Consider the following 18,337-nt stretch of genomic DNA (forward strand, 5'->3'; position numbering starts at 1 on the left):
GGGGATCCAGGAGGGTTCCTTCAGCGGTTTGCCGGCTTCGGGAAGGCGCGTTCGTAAGCGGCGGTGCACAGCTCGCGTGTCGTGAGCAGATGCTGCCGCTCCTGCTGGAGCTGGTCCGCCGGCACTTCGCCGTGCACCGCGCGCATCGCCAGGTCGGTGAAAGCCGTCTCCAGCTCCATCAGTTCGCGGTGGATCTGCAGCCACTCCTGGACGTGTTCGGTTTGCTGGCTCATGGGCAGAATCATATTGCGGCAGCCAACGCGGCCGAACACGACACGAAAGCGTTCATCGCGCAGGTTTGCTCCTGCTGCCGCGCCGCGGTGCAAGCTGGACACGAAGGCTGGCGCGTGATCAGGCCAGGAGAACGCAGAATGCGCAGAGGTTACGCAGAGGACGCACGGAAAACCATCTTGAATGTCTTCCCTGCGTCCTCTGCGCGACCTTTGCGTCCTCTGCGTTGACTTCTCCGATCAGCCACCCTGCCTATCCGCGGGGCAACTCGATCGTGAACGCGGTCCCGCTCTCGTCCGAGCGGACCCGCACCATGCCGCCATGGCCGCGGGCGATCTCGCGCACGATGAACAGGCCGAGGCCCACGCCCTGGCTCGCCCCCGGCGCCGCGCCACGCACCATGGGTTCGAACAGCTGCGGCAGGATGTCCGGCGGAATCGGCTTGCCCTGGTTGTGCACGGTCACGCAGAAGCGGCTCTCGCCGAACTCGCTGCGCACGGTGATCAGCTCGCCCTTGGCCCCGTGGTTCGCGGCGTTCGCGACCAGGTTGCCGACCGCCTGCACGATCCGCTCCGGGTCGGCCTCGATGTCCCCTTCGCCCTGCCGCTCATGCCGCAGGCTGTGGTCGGGGAAGGCGATGGCGAGCTCCAGCACGCCGTCCGCGATCGCCTGCTGGAGGTCGCATTGGCGCTTGCGGATGGACAGGCCGCGCCCGAGCCGCGCCTGCGAAAAATCGAGCAAGTCCGAGATCAGGTGCTGCATGCGGGCGACGGCCCGCTTGATGCGGTCGACCACCTGCTGCTGCTGCTCGGGCGAGATGCCCCGCTCCAGCAGGATGGTGCTCATGTGGACCACGGACAGGGGATTGCGGATGTCGTGGCTCACGACACCCACGAGCTGCTCCGCGAACGTCGCGCGATCCTCCGCTTCCGAGCGGGCGTCGACGATGTTCTGCTGGTCGCGCGCGTGCTGGGCGGAGAGCTCTTCGGCCCGCTTGCGCTGCAGCAGCAGCTCGCGCTCGTACTTGTGGCGGTCCTCGGCGACGAAGATCGCGATGTGCAGCAGCTTCGCGCCGTTCGCGCCCTGCCTGGCGATGTTCACCATCACGGGCAGCGGCGCGGCGTCGGGACGCCGCAGTTCGAGTTTCACCTCCGCCACGGAAGGCTGCATCTGCAGCAAGGGCTGCAGGTGCGTGTGCCAGAACATCCGGCCGCCGACGGTCAGCAGGTCCTGGAAGCGTTTGCGCCCGGCGAGGTCCTCGCGCGAGCAGCGCAGCCAGGTGCACAGCGTCCGGTTGGCGGCAATCACCTGCCCGTCCGGCTCTGCCAGCAGCAAGCCGCAAGGGGCCGAATCGTAGAGTTCCTCGGCACCGGGGAGGGATCCCGCGTGCATGGCTAGAGCCGGGCGATGAACTGTTCCATCGCGGCGGTACTCGCACTCGGTGCGCTGAGGTGCGGGCAGTGGCCCACGTTCTCGATGATCCGCAGCGTGCAATCGGGAATGCGCTTCTGCATGTACTCGCCGACGCTCCGCGGGGCGATCACGTCCTCGCTGCATTGCAGGATCAAGGTGGGCGCCTGCAGCTTGGGCAGCTCGGAGCGCAGGTCGGACAGGAAGGTCACGCGCGCGAACTGCTTGGCGATCTCCGGGTCGGTGCGGCAGAAGCTGCTGGTGAGCTCGCGGGCGAGTTCCGGCTGGTCGGGCGCGCCCATGATCGCCGGGGCCATGTTGCTGGACCAGCCGAGATAGTTGCTCTCCAGCGTCTCGAGCAGGCCCTCGATATCCTCGCGTTCGAAGCCGCCGACATAGTCGCCGTCGTTGATGTAGCAGGGCGACGGACCGACCATCACCTGCGCAAGGAAGGCATCGGGACAGCGCAGGTTGGCGAGCAGCCCGATCATCGCGCTCACGGAATGACCGACGCAGATGGCGGGCGCGGTCGTCACCTCCGCCAGCACCTCGCACACGTCGGCGGCATAGCCGTCCAGCGTGGCGTACTTCGCCGGCGAATACGCCGACAGGTCCGATCCGCCGCTGCCCACGAGGTCCACGAGGATGCACGTGAAGCTCTCGGAGAAGTGGGGCGCCATCAGGCGCCACATGTTCTGGTCGCAGCCGAAGCCGTGCAGGAACAGCATGGGGGGCCCTGAGCCGACCAGCTTGACGTTGTTGCGATTCAGGACGGACATGGTTCTCGGGTCGGGGGCAAGGCGGCAGTCTGTATCCGCAGCGCTGCCTTGTATGTAGGCCCGGGCCGACTGTGCCGAAGGGCTGCAGCACGCGGGGTGCCCGAGCCGGGTGTAGGCGACGTACTACGGCGGAAGCAGCCCGGTCCCACAACGACCGCCCGCCTATGCGCATCGAATGTGCGTCTTGGGTGCGGTGGGCGCACCCCCGGCAGGTCGTACGCCGGAGGTGCACAGCCGGTACTCTGCTCCGGTCCGGTTTGCCGCGTGGCTTGACAAGCGAAGCGAGGACTCCCGCGCGTGGCGCTCACCATCTTCATCGCTGAAGACAACAAGCTAGCCCTCGACTCCCTCGCCGAGTTGCTGGTGACGATCGCCGACGTGGAGATCGTGGGCTCGGCGAACTCCGAAATGGCGGCGGCGGACTGGCTGGTTTCGCAGCAGCGGACCTGGGACGTGCTGATCACCGACCTGCTGCTGCTGCCCGGCGGCTCGGGTTTCGGGCTGATTCGCCACGCGAAGTCGTTCGGCGCCTTCACCCGGGTGGTCGTGTTCAGCGACTTCGTGACGCCCGCCGTCGCCGAACGATGCGTCGCGCTCGGCGCGGACGCCGTGTTCAAGAAATCGGATCTCGCGCAGATGCTGGATTACGTGCGCGGCCTGGCCGGCGACGCCGCGGCCGGCTGAGGGCTGCGAACGCCGCCGGTGCACGCCCTCACGCGTGGCGTGCCGCGCGCTCGGCGATCTCCAGCGCCTTCGCGGCATCGACGGCAGCGCGATCGTGCGCCAGTCGTGCAGGCACCGTGAAGTCGTGTTGCGAGTTCCCGTCCGTCTGCGTGGACATCGCGCTCGGCGTCCACATGCTTTCCTGGCGCGACTGCGACTGCGACTGGGACTGCGGCTGCGGGCCGGCGGGCAATCCCGTCTCGCGCGGCACGCGCGCCCGGTTCGATGTGATGCTGCCGGTCAGGTACAAGGCGGCCAGCGCCCGGGCCAGCCGCTCGGCGACCAGTCCGGTTCTTTGCTGCAACTCCGCGAACCGTCCCGGGCCGAGGAACAGCTCGCGCATCACGAGCAGGTGCTCGTCACCGAGCAGGCGTTGATCGAGCTTGGGCGGACGGCGGTAGTACAGCGGCCTCGTGCGGTAGTGGGCAGGCAGGAGGTCGTCGTGCGTGCGCAGCGCAAAGGACCAGAGCACCTCCGAGATCGTCGTGCGCTGGAAATTGGCCGGGATGTAGGCGGCCGACGAGGGACGCGCCAGCCACTGGCCGCGTTCGAGTTGCTCCGCGTTCACGCCCGGCATCAGCCCGATCTCGCCAGTGCGGTCGATCACCGCCAGCAGCCGCCCGCCGCCGACGATGTGGTAGATCCGTTGCGACAGCGCGCCTTCGGCCTCGATCAGCCGGGCGGCGATCCACAGGCGCGCTGCCGTGCCGGCAAGCCACTGCGACTCCATGGCCGAGAGCATGGCGGCCATGCTCGCGGGATCCTCGGTGCGGAACGTGTACGTCGGCTCGAAGTCACGGCTGGCCACCGGTTGCGAGAATGCGACCGGACGCTGCACCTGCGCGAGCGACAGGCGCACGGAGCGACCACCGGGCTCGCCCGGGCCGATGCGCACGCTGCCGTCCCCGAGCAGTTGCACCCGCGCGCCGCAGGCCCACCATGCGTCGGCTTCCGCGAGTTCGCCGAAGCGCCATTGGACGGCCGGGGGCCCGCGCGTGTCGAGGACGCGCTGCACTTCGGCCGCCGCATCCCGCGTGAACCCGATCAGGCCGAGGATGAGAGTGGGACGATGGGGCTGGAACTGATGCTCGACTTGCATGGGTGCGGACGGACTGCAGCCGATTGGCGCATATCTGCAGAGCCTGGACTGTAGGACATTCCCTGCACGAACGGAGCCCTCGCGACGCGTCCACACGGGTTAGTTGCGCAGCGTACGCTGCAAGCGGTTGTTTGTCGTAACCAGTAAGTATGCGTTTCGATTTGCGTGTCGTTCGCGTTTTTGCCGCTGCCGGTCAGGCGCGCTCCAGTCGTGCACGCACCGCTGCCACCATAGGCACTATCGCGGACGGTGGGAACGGCGCCACGCTGCTGGCGTTGATCTCGCAGAGCACGAAGCGTTCGTCGCCGTCCGGGCCCCGTTCACCGAACAGGAAATCGCAATCCCACAGCAAGGGCAGCTGCTCGCGCGGCAACCCGACGCGCGCTCGCAGCAGCTCGACCCACTCGGTTTCCAGCCGCCGCCGCAGGCCCTGGAAGGCCGGCAGCTCCGGTCCGTGATAGAGCCGCGGCCCGGGCTGCGGCGCGGGCTGGCCTGGCGACGCGGGGAACAGCGCGTTGATCGCCTGGTGCCCGAAGCCGGCAACGCGGTCTTCCACCAGGTAGGCCCGCACCATGCCGTCGACGAGCCGGGGCTGCCAGGCCTGGTCGATCATGTGGCCGCCGTTGGCCGGGTCGAAGTAGGGCGCGAGCTTGTCCAGCAGCGCGGGGAGAGCGAGCCGTTCTTCCTCGCTGCCTCGCTGTGCATGCCGCACGCGCAGCAGCGGTGGCGACGAGTCGGCATCCGCGAGTTCGACGCGCCAGATGCCCGCGCCGCTCTGGCCGCGATGCTGCTTCAGCACGCGCGCGCCGATGCGCAGGCGCGCAGGCAATTCCCGTTCGAGCTGCGCGAGGCTGTCGACCCGTTGCACATCGCTGCCGAAGGGCAGGTCGCGCGTGTCGAACAGCACGTCCTTGGTCCCGAGCTTGAGGATGGCGTCGGGATGCGCGCTGACCACGGTGCCGGCTGCGGCGAGGCGGCGCAGCATCGCATCGAGCCGGTCGCGGCGCCGCCCGCCTTCGATCGGGTTGCACCACACCAGCACCACGCGGACGCCGCGCAATTGCGCCTCGACCTCCTCTGCGAAATCGTCGTGGTAGACGGCGGGCGCCGCAGCCATGCCGGCGGCAGCGAAGGCCTCGAACAGCGGGGCGAACCGGCTTGCGGCCGGGTCGGAGCGATCGCGCGTGGCGCGGTCGCCGGGATAGAGCAGGGCAACAGGGGAAGTGGACAAGGTCGCGCTCCTCATTGGGCCGATGCGGCCCGTTCAGGAGCAGAGCTTGGAGGCGCGAGCCTCTTGCGGATGCGGGGAGCCTGCTCGTGACCCCACGCAGGCATTCTAGCGAGGAGCAGCTCAGATTGCGAGCGGGGCGCACGCCAGCGCCCCGCCTCAATGCCGGTGCGTGTGATGCGCGTCGGGCACGTGCGGATGGCTGTGCTGCGTCGGCTCGTGGCGATGCAGGTGGCTGTGCTCGCCCGCCGGTGGCACGTCGTGCACGTGGTCGTGGTGACCGTCGTCGTGCCTGTGCGCGTGTTCATGCACCAGCGCCTCGTGCACGTGCGCGTGCTCGTGGCGCTCGCGCAGGTGCAGCACCACGCCCGCCAGCATGACGACCCCGCCCGCAGCCGTGCCCCAGTCCAGCGCGCCTTCGCCCAGCGCGGCGGCCACCAGGGCGCCGATGAAGGGTGCGAACGCGAATACGGAGCCGGTGCGCGCGGCGCCGAAGGCGCGCTGCGCCAGCAGGTACAGCCTGAGGCTCAGGCCATAGCCGCTCGCGCCGATCAGCAGCAGCGCGAGCGCCTGGGGCGCACGCGGCATCGCCTCGCCCCAGGCCAGCGCCAGCAGCAGGGCGGCGGGCGCGCCGAGCGCGGCCTTCACCAGCACCACCTGCGCCGGGTCGCGTTCGGCAAGCGCGCGCGAGAGCGTGTTGTCGATGCCCCAGGCTGCGGTCGCGAGCAGGACCGCGAGCAAGCCGGCGATCTGCGTCTGTCCCGCCGAACTGCGATCGAGCACGAGCACGATGCCGCCGGCCAGCAGCAGCGCCATCGCGAACCGCACGCGGCGATCCATGGACTCGCCGTAGAGAACGCGCGCCAGCAGCGCGGTGAACAAGGCCTCGAGCGACAGCATCAGCGATGCGCTCGTGCCGCTGGTGTGCTGCAGTCCCCAGGCGAGCGCCACCGGACCGGCGACGGCGCCGAAGGCCGCCATCGCGAGCAGCCGCGGCAGGTCCGTGCGGCGGACCTGCGCCTCGCGTTCCGGCGCGCGGCGCAACAGCGCACCGAGCAGGGCCGCGCCGGCATAGAGCAGGGCTGCGGTCATGAAGGGGCCCAGCCCGGTGCCGGCACGCTGAACCAGCGGCGTGCTGATGCCGAACAGCGTGGCGGCCAGCACGGCCAGCCACGCACCGCGTTGCGCGGGCTGGCGCGCCGGGACAGTGTCGTTCATGTGGCGCGAAGCATAGCCCGCGCCGCAGCCTTACTGGCTGTACGCCACCGTGGACATCAACGCGAGGGCCGCCTGCTCGCGCGCTGAAGTCGTTCAGCGCCGGCGCAGGCTCCACGCCAGCGCCGCCGCGAGCGCGCCCAGCGCCAGCGCCGCGCGATTGCGATCGGCCCAGGTCTGCACGCTGTGCGCGTGGGCCAGCGCATCGAAGCGGCCGTGCGCGCCGTGGTCGCCGGCCACGGGCTGCCAGAGGTTGTCCTGGCGGCCGGGCGGCAGTGGCTCGTCGGTGTGCTGACCGTCCACGGCCGTGCGACCGAGCATGCGATCGAGGAATCCCGGCACCACGCGCTGGCCCAGGATGGCCTGCACCGCGGGCCAGCCCACCCACCACTCGCGGCGCTGGTGCGTGGCGGCGTGGTACACCGCGCGCGCGGCGACCTCCGGCTGGAAGATCTTGCCCATCGGGCGCGGCCGCTTCGCCAGCGTCGTGCGGCCCCACTCGAACTGAGGCGTGTTGAAGGCCGACAGGTGGACCATCGTGATGTGCACGTTGCTGCGGTCGTGATCGAGCTCGCAGCGGATGGAATCGGTGAAGCCACGCATCGCGGCCTTGGCGCCGCAGTAGGGCGCCTGCAGCGGGATCGAGCGGTAGGCGAGCGCGGAGCCGATCTGCACGATGGTGCCGCGGTCGCGTGGCTTCATGCGCCGCAGTGCCGCCAGCGTGCCCCACACCGCGCCCAGGTAGGTGACCTCCGTCGCCCGCTTGAAGTCGGCCGGCGCGATCGACAGCGCGTCGGAGAAGATGGTCGCCATCGCGTCGTTGACCCACACGTCGATCGCACCCCAGCGTGCCTCCACCTGCGCCGCTGCGGCTTCCACCGCGTCGGCGTCGGCGACGTCGGTGGGCAGGACCAGCGCTTCGCCGCCCAGGCGTTCCACGTCCGCGCGGGCGCCCTGGAGTCCGTCTTCGCCGCGCGCGAGCAGCGCGACGCGCCAGCCATGCGATGCGAACTCGCACGCGGTCGCGCGTCCCACGCCCGCCGATGCCCCCGTGATCACGACGACGCGGCGCTGCTGTGCATTCATGCGTTCTCCTTCGTGGCAGCGGCCAGCGAAGGCGCGCCCGTTGCTTGGCTCGCGATCGCCTCAGCCCGGACCCGGGCTCGGCACGCCGGCCGGATGGCCGCCTTGCTGCTGCTTCGCACCACCGCCGCCGGCGCCGGCGCCGCCCGACGTGCCCGACGTGCCGCTGCCGGAGGTGCCGCCACCCGAGGTGCTGCCGCCACCCGCGGTGCTGCCGCCACCCGAGGTGCTGCCCGCGCCCGAGGTTCCACCGCCGGTGGCCGGATTGCCGCCGCCCGCCGCACTCGCAGCGTCGCTGGCATGCGTGGCGGGAATCAGCGCTGTGTTCGTGGCGGCGCGCCCCGCATTCGGCGTGCCGTTGTCGCGGCTGTCGGTGCCGGCGCGGCCGAGGGTCTCGGGTCCCGGATGCGCGAGCGGGTTGCCGCCCGCTGCGCTGGTGTCGGCCTGCGCCGGCGTGCCCTGCGGACGCGGCAACTGCTTGCGCAGCTTGTCCACCTGCTCCGCGGTGACCGGCGAAGCGCGATTGCCCCAGCTGTTGCGCACGAAGGTGGCGACGGCCGCGATCTGCTGGTCACCGAGCTTCCAGTCGTACGCCGGCATAGCCAGGGGCGTAGCCGCGCGATCGGTCGGCACCTTGCGCGTGCCCGCCAGGATGAAGTGCAGCACGGAGGTCGGGTCCGACTGCTGCAGGTTGGCGTCCTGCTGCAGCGGCGGGAAGAAGCGCGGCACGCCCTGGCCGTCCATGCGGTGGCAGGCCGAGCAGGTGTCCTGGAAGATGGCTTCGCCCTGCTTCATCACGGCCTGGTCGGGTTGCTTGACTTCGGGCTCGGGCGACGCCGGCAGGCCGCGCAGGTAGGTGATCACGGCCTGCAGGTCATCGTCGTTCATCTGCGAAGTCGAGAAGGCCACCACCTCACCCATTTCACCGGAGGCCGCGCTGTGCACGTTCGTGCCCTGGCGCAGGAACTCGCGCAGCGCGTCGTCGGTCCAGCCGCCGATGCCCGAGCGCCGGTTGCCGGTGATGTCGGGCGCGTACCAGGTGCCGAAGGTGCCGCCGCGGAACGCCTGGTCGTGCTTGGGCGCCCCGAGGAAGTTCTTGGCCGTGTGGCACGCCTCGCAGTGGCCCAGCGTCTGGACCAGGTAGGCCCCGCGATTCCACTGCGGCGACTTGCTTGGGTTGGCCTGGTAGGGACCCTTGTCCAGGAACAGCGCGTTCCAGAAGGTGAGCAGCCAGCGCTGGTTGAACGGGAAGGGCAGCTGGTTGCGCTCGAAGTCGTGCCGCACCGCGGGGATGCTCTTCATGTACGCGAGCATCGCGTCCGAGTCCTCGCGCGTGATGCCGGTGTAGTAGTTGTAAGGGAAGGCCGGATAGAGGTGGTGGCCTTCGTCGTCGATGCCTTCGTGCAGTGCGCGGTAGAACTGGTCGGCGGTCCAGTCGCCGATGCCGGTGTCCTTGTCGGGCGTGATGTTCGCGCTGTAGATCGTGCCGAACGGCGTCTGCACGGCCCGGCCGCCGGCGAAGCGCGCGCCGCCCTGCTGCGTGTGGCAGGCGACGCAGTCGCCCAGCGCCACCAGGTATTTGCCGCGCTGCACCTGCACGTCGGAGGTACCCGTGGGTGGCTGCACGGACGGCGCGGGCTGCTGCGGCGCGCTCTTGGGTTGGGCGAACACCAGGGTGGTGGCGACGACCGCCGCGGCCAGCCCGCCGACGATGAGGATGGAGGATGTGCGCATGTCGCCTCCTTCAGGCCAGAGGACCCGGCGCCTTGAGGTAGCGCGTGCGGATCGCTTCGGCCGCCCAGTAGGTCAGCGCGCCGACCGTGCCCGTCGGGTTGTAGCCGGGGTTCTGCGGGAAGGCGCTGGCCCCGAACACGAACAGATTGGGCACGTCCCAGCTCTGGAGGTAGCGGTTGACGGCGCTGGTGGCCGGGTCCGTGCCCATGATCGCGCCGCCGGTGTTGTGCGTCGTCTGGTAGGGCACGACGTCCCAGCTGCCCTTGCGCTTGTTCACCTTGATCTCGCGCGGCTTCATCGCCCGCGCGATCTCCGCCGCCTTGTCGGTGAGGTAGTCGGACATGCGGTGCTCGTTGTCCGTGAAGTCGAAGGTCATGCGCATCAGCGGCCGGCCGTAGACATCGCGGTAGGTCGGATCGAGGTCCAGGTAGTTGGTGCGGTGGCTCATCACCGCGCCGTGCGTGGCCACGCTGGTGGACTTCAGGTAGTTCTGCGCCACCGCCTTCTTCCAGGCAGACCCCCAGTGCGGCGTGCCGTCGGGCACCGGGTGCGTCTCGATCGGTCGCGCACCGGTCTGCACGATGCCGATGAAGCCGCCGCCGATGAAGCCCAGGCCCGAGTGGTCGAAGTTGTCGCCGTTGAATTCGTCGACCAGCATCCCGTGCGCGCCCGCGCCGATGAAGGGATTGAGGATCTTGTCGTCGTAGAAGACGTTCACCGACGACGTGATCTGGTAGGCGTAGTTCTTGCCGATCACGCCCTGGCCGCTCACCGGGTCATACGGCTTGCCGATGCCGGAGACGAGCAGCAGGCGCACGTTGTGCAGGATGTAGGCCGTGAGCAGGATCAGGTCGGCCGGCTGCTCGTACTCCTTGCCGGACGCGTCGACATAGCTGACGCTGACTGCGCGCTTGCCGGTGGAGTCGAGATTGATCTTGATCACCTCCGACTCCGTGCGCAGCGTGAAGTTGGGCTTGCGCATCAGCACCGGCAGGATGGTCGTCTGGGCACTCGCCTTCGAGTAGTTGCCGCAGGCGAACTTCTCGCAGAAGCCGCAGTAGGTGCACGGCCCCAGCTGCACGCCCAGCGGGTTCGTGTACGCGCGCGACATGTTGGCCGAAGGCTGCGGGAACGGGTGGTAGCCCAGCGAGCGGGCGGCCTCGGCGAACAGCGTCGGCGGCAGCGTCATGGCCATCGGCGGGTTGGGGTACTCGCGCTTGCGCGGGCCCTCGAACGGGTTGCCGCCCTCCTGGATGGCGCCGTTCAGGTTGCCCGCCTTGCCCGAGATGCCGCACAGGTATTCGAAGCGGTCGTAGTGCGGTTCGAGCTCGTCGTACGTGACGCCCCAGTCCTGGATCGTCATGTCGGCCGGCAGGGCGGAGGCGCCGTAGCGCTGCAGGTTGTGGCTGCGCGCGACGAAGTCCGACGGCAGGAAGCGCCAGGTCTGCCCGTTCCAGTGCACGCCGGCACCGCCGACGTTGGTGCCGGGGAGGAACGATCCCAGGCGCCGCATCGGCAGCGCCGTCTGCCCCGGGTTGTTGCGGATCGTGAGCGTCTCGTGCGCGAGCTTCTCGAACAGCGCGTGGCGAAAGTAGTAGCGCAGCTCGTCCTGCGCGAAGGTGGGCGCGAAGTCGGTCGGCGTGTCGCGCCAGGCGCCGCGTTCGAGCGCCAGCACGTTCAGGCCGGCGTCGGTGAGCTCCTGGGCCATGATGGCGCCGGTCCAGCCGAAGCCGATCACGACTGCATCGACGGGAGGAAGACGTTGGGCCATTGCGTTACCCCTTCGACCATTCCGGCCGGCCCGAAATGGCCACGGGCGGCAGGGGATAGCGCTGGTTGTGCTTCGTCACGAAGGGACTGTGGTCGTAGCGCGCGCCCGGGAAGCCGATCAGCTTCCAGCCGACCATGTCCTTGTTGCCGCCGTAGATGGGATCGGCCCAGAAGCCTTCCAGCGTGTTCTGCATCAGCATCTGGAAGAAGCTCTTCGCGTCGGCGGTGGCCAGTTGCGCCTTGCCTTCCTCCAGCTGCTTCAGCCAGCGGTCCTGGTCGTCCGCGCCGAGCTTGGCGAAGGTGCCGGCGCGCCCCTCCTTGTTGACGGCGTCGTCGATCTCGCGGATGGCGATGCGGTACAGCGACGCGGGCGTGAGGCGGGTCTGGTAGCCCTGCGTGGGTTCGCCTTCGCCCCAGGGCCCTTGCATGTACCAGTCCTGTCCGCGCCCATAGTCACCGGCGAGCTGCCGGTCGATGAAGGTGGGCACGCCCGCTTCGAGCGCGCCGGCGCCGAGGTCGTCCTTGGGAATCAGGCGGGCGACCGCGGCCTCGACGAAGACGCCCTCTGCGGCCGCGAAGAAGAGGTAGCCGCTCTGCGCTGGCCCGTGGGTGGCGGCCGGCGGTGCCGCAGCCTCGCTTTCCTGCCAGGGCATGTCGCCCTGGATCACGCGCGCGGCAGCGGCTCCGGTGACCGGCACGATCACGCCGGCGGTCAGCAGGCGGCGGCGCGTCAGCGCCGGCCCGCGGGATTCAGGGTCGGTGGGTTTCATGGGGACTCCCTTCGAATGCACGGGTGCGCGACCCGGCTCGTCGGCCGTCCGCCGTGCCGGTCGCACGTGCGCAGGCCCTGCAGCCGCGTTGTCTGGCTGGACAAGACCAGTCACCGACTTGCAGCCGCTCGCTCGGAAACGGATCGCGCGGCACAGCTAGCTCTCGCTTGTATTTGGCGGCAATGTATCACCGCACTCCTCGGCCATGGGGTGCTCGCGCGCGTGTTTGTGCTCGGCGGCGCGAAGTCGTGCGTGGGCATCGCCTGCACAGCCCGCAGGACGCCTGGTCCGTGCGATCATGCGGCGTGGCAAACAGCGAGCGCCCGAGAACTTCCGCGAAGAAGTCCGTGCCCAGGCCTGCGGCCCGCTCGCGCGCGGACTCCGCGGCGCGGACGCAGGCGCGTGCGACGGCCCGGCCTGCGGCCGTGCGCGCGCCGCGCAAGACCGCGGCACGTCCCGATCCCGCCGGCCAGGTGCTGCGGCGCTTCCGTGCGGTCTTCAATGCCGTGCGCAACCATTTCCGCAGCGTCGAGCAGGTCGCCGGTATCTCCGGCGCCCAGGTCTGGGCCCTGAGCGAGATCGCCGCGCACCCCGGCATCGGCGTCGGTGCGCTGGCCCGCTCCATGGACATTCACCAGTCCACCGCGAGCAACCTGGTGCGCGCGCTGCTCGAGTCGCGGCTGGTCGCTTCGGAACGCGGCGCGGAGGACCAGCGCGCCGTGCACCTGCGTGCGACGGCGCGCGGGCTGAAGGTGCTCGGCAAGGCGCCGACCCCTTTTGTCGGCCTGCTCCCCGACGTGCTGCGCCGGCTGGACGAGGCGACGCTGAAGCGGCTGGACCGCGACCTGGAGCGGCTGATCCGTGAACTGCGCACCGATCCGCGCGGCGCGCAGACCCTGATCGGTGCCGACGACTGAAGCCGTCGATGCGCCAGGCCGCCTTCAATCCTCGAGGAAATTCCCCGCGTCGAAGAACACTGGCGGCGCCTGCGGATCGAAGCTCACGCCGGCCGGGTCCTCGCCCCGCTGCACGGCCTCGACCTGCTGCTGCAGGTAGCGCCGCACCATGACCACGCCGCGATCGGTGGTGGCGAGGTGCTCTTCGGAATGCCCGGCGATCGGGCCCTGGCTCACCATCGCCTCGTAGTCGCCGGGCGAGCGCTGGTGCTCCTCTTCGCTCAGCTCCTCCCACAGCTTGCCGTTCTGGCGCGAGCGCATCTTCGCCAGCTCGCCCGGCTCGGACACGCGGCCCACCACGTAGATGCGGAAGTGCGTGTCGTCGATCGGCAGGATCCAGCCGATCGACTCCACGCGCCCGTACTTGCCCACGCGCGGGCTCGGGATGACGCGCAGCGTCGGCACGCCGGCCTGGCTGATGCGGCGGAAGGTCTTGCCGTCGGGAAACTTGCGGATCGAGGTCGTGCGCACGCCCAGTTCCACCGTGTCCCAGCGGACCTCGGGCATCACGGCCATCTGCTCGACGAATTGCGTGCCGCTGAACGTGGAGTGCAGGACGACGACATGGAAGGGATCGACGAGGTTCTCGTAGTGCTGCAGCCAGTTGCAGTCGATGACCTGCGGGCCGCCGCCGCCGATGCTGCGGTCGTTGGCCTCCAGCATCTCGCCGGGGTCCAGGTTTTCCAGGCACTCGTAGCGGGGCAGCACCGGCTTGCGGTCCGGTGGGCCCAGGTATGCGAAGACCAGTCCGTACTGTTCCTGCACCGGGTACCAGGGCTGGCGCACCTTGTCGCGGGCGCGGCCGCCCTGCGGCTCGCACGGCTGCTCCACGCAGTGGCCCTGCACGTCGAACATCCAGCCGTGGTAGCAGCAGCGGATGCCGCGCTCCTCCACGCGACCGTAGAACAGCGACGTGCCGCGGTGCGCGCAGTGCGGATAGACCAGGCCCGGGCGGCCGCTCTTGTCCCGGAACAGGATCAGGTCCTCGCCCAGCACGCGCACCTTGCGCGGCGTGTCGGTGGCGTCGCCGGCGAGCGCGATCGGGTGCCAGTAGCGGCGCAGCAGTTCGCCCATCGGCGTGCCGGGGCCGACTTCGGTCAGCTCCTTGCGGTACGTGGGCGCCGGCTTGCCGTACGCGGTGCCGGTGTCCGGCGCGACGGGAAGGTGTCGCGCGTTCATTCGGCCGTCACTCCCGCAGCCTTGATCAGTTCGGCGGTGCGCGGATAGTCGACCCGGAAGCGCTCGACGAACTGCGCGGGCGTGTTGCCCAGCGGCTCGAAGCCATAGCCGACCAGGCGGGCCGCGACATCCGGCATCGCGGTGATGTCGCGCAGTGCCGAAACCCACGTGTCCACCACGTTCTGCGGCGTCTTCGCCGGGGCGAACCAGCCGATCCAGCTGTCGATGTCGAAGCCCTGGAAGCCCTGCTCGGTGAAGGTCGGCACGTTGGGCAGGATCGTGAGCCGGCGCGTCCCGGCGACGGCCAGCGCCTTCATCTTGCCGCCCTGGATCTGCGCGCGCGCGGTCGCTGGGTTGGCCCAGGCGAAGTCGAGGGCGCCCCCGAACATGTCGCTGTGCGCCTGCGCCTCGCCCTTGTAGGGCGCGTGGATCAGGTTGGCGCCGGTCTCGCGCTTGAGCAGTTCGCCGAACAGGTGCGCCGCCGACCCGGTGCCCCAGGTGCCGTAGGTCAGTCCCTTCGGCTGCTTCTTCGCGAAGGCGATGAACTCCTGAAGGTTGTTGTAGGGCGCATCGGCGCGCGCGACGAGCATGGGGCCGCCGGTGCCGATCATGGACAGTGGCGTGAAGTCCTTGACCGGGTCGTACGGCAGCTTAGCTTGCAGGATCGCGTTGTTGATGTGCGTGAGCGGCAGCGTGACCATCACCGTGTAGCCGTCCGGTGCGGCCTTCGCGACCGCGTCGGCGGCGATGATGCCGCTCGCGCCGGGCTTGGGCTCGACCACCATGGGCTGCGCCCAGCGCTGTTGCAGCTTGTCGCCGTAGATCCGTGCGATGGTGTCGATGGGACCGCCGCCGGTGCCGAAGGGAATGATGCGCACCGGCCGCGACGGAAACCCGTCGGCGCGCGCGGGCAGGGTGCTGGCCAGGGCCAGGCCGCCGAGGGCGACGAGGGCCGAGCGGCGGCCGACGGCGCCGGGTTCATGGAAAGAGCGCATGCGGGTCTCCGGGTGCTGCGCGAATTATGCGGCGCTGCCGCTGGGGGCCTCGCCGGCACGCTCAGGGCCGCCGATGGGCTGCAATCCGGGCGGTCCGGCTCCATCGCCGCGCGTCGAAACGATGCCACGGGCTTCGCATCGGGTGCATTTGGAAATGCGAAGTTACGGGATGTATCGGAGTTGGGACGATCGCTCCAGGCACTGGAGCGATGACGCCGCGTCGCCAATGGGGAAACGGGAGGTGAAGCGCACTCGCACGTTATCGTTTCGTGTTAACGGCGCAGGCGAATGTGTTAAGCCGTATCCCTAGGTGTCAGCGATCTGCAAGCCAGTCGCGCCACTGACCCACAAGCTTCGACCGACCATCTGAGCAGCAGGAGAACGAGCGCCGGGCTCCGCTACAGTCCGGTCCGTCGCAACCCACTGCTACAAAAAAAATGAGGATCCGGGGACGAGGTTTCACGCTGATCGAATTGATGGTCGCCTGCGCGGTGGTCGCCATCCTGGCGTCCGTCGCGTATCCATCCTACCTGTCGCACGTGCGCAAGTCGGCGCGCGCCTCGGCGAAGGCGCAGATGATGGACATCGCCAACCGCGAGCAGCAGTTCCTGCTCGCCAACCGCAACTTCGTTTCCGCCACGCAGCTCCAGGCCAGCGGCTACGCGCTGCCGCCGGATGTCAGTGCGAAGTACACGTATTCGATCGCGGTCGCCAGCGCACCGCCTTCCTTCACGGTGACCTTCACCCCCATCGGCAGCCAGGTCAAGGACGGTCCGCTGGTGCTCTCGAGCGACGGCACCAAGAGCCCCGCGGACAAGTGGTAGGAGAGCGCATGTCGAACACCGCACGCCAACGTGGCGCCACCCTGATCGAAGTCCTGATCACGCTCGTGATCGTCGCCTTCGGCCTGCTGGGCATGGCCGGACTCCAGGTGCGCATGCAGTCCACGGAGATGGAGTCCTACCAGCGCAGCCAGGCGCTGCTGCTGCTCAACGAGATGGCCACGCACATCGCGACGAACCGCGCGAACGCCGCTGCCTACGTGACCGGCACCAGCTCGCCGCTGGGCACCGGCTTCGATTGCAGCGGCATGGCGAGCACCTCGATCGCGCAGGCGGACCTGAAGGCGTGGTGCAACGCTTTGCAGGGCTCCTCGGAGACCACCGGCACGGGCGCGAGCGCGCTGCGCCAGGGCGCAATGATCGACGCGCGCGGCTGTGTCCAGCTCTCCGCCGACGGCGACTACCTCGTGACCGTCACGTGGCAGGGGCTCGCGCCCATCGTCGCGCCGCCGACCTCCCTGGCCTGCGGGGCCAGCCAGTACGACGGGGGCAGTTGCACCAACGACCTGTGCCGGCGCGCGGCCACCACCGTCGTCCGCATCGCGAACCTGATATGAACCGCACCCTCGCCGGCTTCCGCACGCGGACCCTGCAACGCGGCCTGACCCTCGTCGAACTGATGGTGGGGGTGGCGCTGTCGCTGCTCGTGATCCTGGCGATGCTCACCTTGCTGATGAACGTGAACCGCAACAGCACGGAGCTCGCGCGGACCAACTCGGTCATCGACAACGGCCGGATGGCGCAGCAGCTGATCGAGGCGGACCTCACGCACGCGGGCTTCTGGGGCGGCTACGTGCCGACCTTCGACGACCTGAGCGTGTCCGGAGCGGTCGGCGCCGTGAACGACGCCATGACCGTCGCCTTTCCCACCGCCTTGCCCGATCCCTGCGCGGCCGTCGCCACCTGGAACACCGACTACCGCGCCCAGCTGATCGGCCTGCCGCTGCAGGTGTACCAGGTGTCCTCGTCCGGCGCTTCGCCGGTGTGCTCTTCGATCATCACGGCCGCCGAGGCGCAACCGGACAGCGACGTGCTGATCGTGCGGCACGCGGCGCCCTGCGTGGCGAACGCTTCCGCGAGCGAGACGGACTGCCTGAACACCGCGGGCAACATGTTCTTCCAGCTTTCGCGCTGCCCGACGGACGCCGCCCGCTTCGCGCTCAGCGCCACGCCGGCCGATCTGGTGCTGAAGAACGGCACCTGCTCGGCGACCGCCCCCTTGTACCGGTTCCTGTCCACGATCTATTGGGTGCGCAACTACTTCATGACGCCGGGCGACAACGTGCCGACGCTCGTGCGCACCCGCTTCCAGCTGCAGGGCGGCGTGCTGGCGCACCAGCAGACCGAGGCGCTCGTCGACGGCATCCAGGCCTTGCGCATCCAGCTGGGGGTGGACAACGTCAGCAAGCCCACGGTGGCTGGCGGGACCGGTGCGACCCTCACCACGGCGAAGTTCCAGCAGGACGTGGGCTGGGCCAGCACCACCGACACCTACACGCCGACCAAGCGCGGTGACGGCAACGTCGATGCGTACCTCGCCTGTGCCGCCGCGGGTTCGCCCTGCAGCGATCCGGTGCAGGGGCCGTTCAACCTGGCGAACACCGTCGCGGTGACGGTGGGGGTGCTGGCGCGCGCATCGAGCGCCACCCCGGGGTACGTCGACGTCAAGAACTATTCGATCGCGGGCAGCAGCATCGGCCCGTTCAACGACGCGTACAAGCGGCACGTGTACGCGGAAACCGTGAGACTGAACAACGTCTCCATGCGCCGCGAGGTACCCCCGCCATGAACCGGCATTCCCTCCAATCCCTGCAGCGGGGCGCCGTGATGGTGGTCGCCTTGATCCTGCTGATGATCATTTCCGTGATCGTGATCGGCGGTTACCTGCTCAGCTCCTCGGACCTGCGCTCGGTCGGCAACGTGCAGTTCCGGGAAGAGGCGCTCGCCTCCGCGAACCGCGCCCTCGAACAGGTCGTGAGCGGCTCGTTCCTCACGGCGCTGAACACCACCGTCAATTCGACCGTCGACATCAACAAGGACGGCGTGCCCGACTACTCCGTCACCATCAGCATTCCGCAGTGCCCCGTGCGCGCGGCGCGCGTCGCGCTGGACGCCCCCAGCGGCTACGAGACCAGCGACGGCGGCACCAGCGCCGGCAGCTACATCGTGGACTGGGAACTCATCGCGACCGTGTCGGACGTCAGCACGGGCGCTGCGGTCGTCATCCACCACGGTGTGCGGCTGCCCATGCAGCAGTCCGACTACCAGACTTATGTCGTGCCCTGCGGGCTGACCGTGTTCTCTTCCTGATTGCCTGGAGCAA

Annotated in this window: 18 protein-coding genes; 6 read left to right on the forward strand and 12 right to left on the reverse strand. The window is 69.4% G+C overall.

The window, feature by feature from the left end; translation table 11 throughout:
* Positions 1–20 precede the first annotated feature (20 nt).
* From JJB11_RS14750 to JJB11_RS14760, 3 genes are all read right to left on the reverse strand, one after another.
* On the reverse strand, positions 21–233 hold the full coding sequence (locus tag JJB11_RS14750; protein ID WP_201172568.1) for a hypothetical protein: 213 nt from the start codon (positions 231–233) through the stop codon (positions 21–23).
* A 250-nt stretch (positions 234–483) separates the two neighbouring features.
* Positions 484–1,623, reverse strand: coding sequence for a PAS domain-containing sensor histidine kinase (locus JJB11_RS14755; RefSeq protein WP_201172569.1), 1,140 nt, complete (start codon positions 1,621–1,623; stop codon positions 484–486).
* Between the two features lie 2 nt (positions 1,624–1,625).
* Positions 1,626–2,420 (reverse strand): alpha/beta fold hydrolase, encoded by a 795-nt coding sequence (locus JJB11_RS14760; protein WP_201172570.1) that lies wholly within the window; start codon positions 2,418–2,420, stop codon positions 1,626–1,628.
* A gap of 297 nt (positions 2,421–2,717) precedes the next feature.
* Here JJB11_RS14760 and JJB11_RS14765 point away from each other — a divergent pair, with 297 nt between their 5' ends.
* Positions 2,718–3,104, forward strand: a complete 387-nt coding sequence (locus JJB11_RS14765) for a response regulator (RefSeq protein WP_201172571.1) — start codon at positions 2,718–2,720, stop codon at positions 3,102–3,104.
* Between the two features lie 28 nt (positions 3,105–3,132).
* Here the strand turns inward: JJB11_RS14765 and JJB11_RS14770 are convergent, their stop codons facing one another.
* The 7 genes from JJB11_RS14770 to JJB11_RS14800 form a co-directional block, all read right to left on the reverse strand.
* The gene (locus JJB11_RS14770) at positions 3,133–4,242 is read right to left on the reverse strand and encodes a hypothetical protein (protein WP_201172572.1); all 1,110 of its coding nucleotides are present in this window, start codon (positions 4,240–4,242) and stop codon (positions 3,133–3,135) included.
* 193 nt (positions 4,243–4,435) lie between these two features.
* On the reverse strand, positions 4,436–5,473 hold the full coding sequence (locus JJB11_RS14775; RefSeq protein ID WP_201964857.1) for a Cj0069 family protein: 1,038 nt from the start codon (positions 5,471–5,473) through the stop codon (positions 4,436–4,438).
* A gap of 156 nt (positions 5,474–5,629) precedes the next feature.
* Positions 5,630–6,688, reverse strand: a complete 1,059-nt coding sequence (locus tag JJB11_RS14780) for a DMT family transporter (protein WP_201172574.1) — start codon at positions 6,686–6,688, stop codon at positions 5,630–5,632.
* Between the two features lie 93 nt (positions 6,689–6,781).
* The gene (locus tag JJB11_RS14785; protein WP_201172576.1) at positions 6,782–7,771 is read right to left on the reverse strand and encodes an SDR family oxidoreductase; all 990 of its coding nucleotides are present in this window, start codon (positions 7,769–7,771) and stop codon (positions 6,782–6,784) included.
* Between the two features lie 60 nt (positions 7,772–7,831).
* Entirely contained in the window at positions 7,832–9,502 is a 1,671-nt protein-coding gene (locus JJB11_RS14790; RefSeq protein WP_201172577.1) for a c-type cytochrome, read from the reverse strand.
* A gap of 10 nt (positions 9,503–9,512) precedes the next feature.
* Positions 9,513–11,273, reverse strand: coding sequence for a GMC family oxidoreductase (locus JJB11_RS14795; protein ID WP_201172579.1), 1,761 nt, complete (start codon positions 11,271–11,273; stop codon positions 9,513–9,515).
* Positions 11,274–11,277: 4 nt separating this feature from the next.
* Positions 11,278–12,042: a gluconate 2-dehydrogenase subunit 3 family protein gene (locus JJB11_RS14800; protein WP_201172581.1), complete on the reverse strand. Its 765-nt coding sequence runs from the start codon at positions 12,040–12,042 to the stop codon at positions 11,278–11,280.
* Positions 12,043–12,389: 347 nt separating this feature from the next.
* Here JJB11_RS14800 and JJB11_RS26035 point away from each other — a divergent pair, with 347 nt between their 5' ends.
* Entirely contained in the window at positions 12,390–12,959 is a 570-nt protein-coding gene (locus JJB11_RS26035) for a MarR family transcriptional regulator (RefSeq protein ID WP_201964858.1), read from the forward strand.
* Positions 12,960–12,983: 24 nt separating this feature from the next.
* Here JJB11_RS26035 and JJB11_RS14810 read toward each other — a convergent pair whose 3' ends face one another.
* Both JJB11_RS14810 and JJB11_RS14815 read right to left on the reverse strand, forming a co-directional pair.
* A complete protein-coding gene (locus JJB11_RS14810; RefSeq protein WP_201172584.1) occupies positions 12,984–14,177 on the reverse strand; it encodes an aromatic ring-hydroxylating dioxygenase subunit alpha in 1,194 nt (397 codons plus the stop codon).
* Positions 14,174–15,172, reverse strand: coding sequence for a Bug family tripartite tricarboxylate transporter substrate binding protein (locus JJB11_RS14815; RefSeq protein WP_201172586.1), 999 nt, complete (start codon positions 15,170–15,172; stop codon positions 14,174–14,176). Before JJB11_RS14815 ends, JJB11_RS14810 begins: the two co-directional genes overlap by 4 nt.
* Positions 15,173–15,609: 437 nt before the next feature.
* Between JJB11_RS14815 and JJB11_RS14820 the strand changes: the two genes are divergently transcribed.
* The 4 genes from JJB11_RS14820 to JJB11_RS14835 are packed head-to-tail and all read left to right on the forward strand — an operon-like array spanning position 15,610 to position 18,324.
* Positions 15,610–15,996, forward strand: a complete 387-nt coding sequence (locus JJB11_RS14820; protein WP_201172588.1) for a type IV pilin protein — start codon at positions 15,610–15,612, stop codon at positions 15,994–15,996.
* Between the two features lie 8 nt (positions 15,997–16,004).
* The gene (gene pilV, locus JJB11_RS14825) at positions 16,005–16,571 is read left to right on the forward strand and encodes a type IV pilus modification protein PilV (RefSeq protein ID WP_201172590.1); all 567 of its coding nucleotides are present in this window, start codon (positions 16,005–16,007) and stop codon (positions 16,569–16,571) included.
* Positions 16,568–17,803 (forward strand): PilW family protein, encoded by a 1,236-nt coding sequence (locus JJB11_RS14830; protein WP_201172592.1) that lies wholly within the window; start codon positions 16,568–16,570, stop codon positions 17,801–17,803. Before pilV ends, JJB11_RS14830 begins: the two co-directional genes overlap by 4 nt.
* On the forward strand, positions 17,800–18,324 hold the full coding sequence (locus JJB11_RS14835) for a pilus assembly PilX family protein (protein ID WP_201172594.1): 525 nt from the start codon (positions 17,800–17,802) through the stop codon (positions 18,322–18,324). The genes JJB11_RS14830 and JJB11_RS14835 overlap by 4 nt, the downstream gene beginning before the upstream one ends.
* The last annotated feature ends 13 nt before the right edge of the window (positions 18,325–18,337 follow it).

Source organism: Ramlibacter ginsenosidimutans, assembly GCF_016654015.1.
In the GTDB taxonomy this organism is placed as follows: Bacteria; Pseudomonadota; Gammaproteobacteria; order Burkholderiales; family Burkholderiaceae_C; genus Ramlibacter; species Ramlibacter ginsenosidimutans.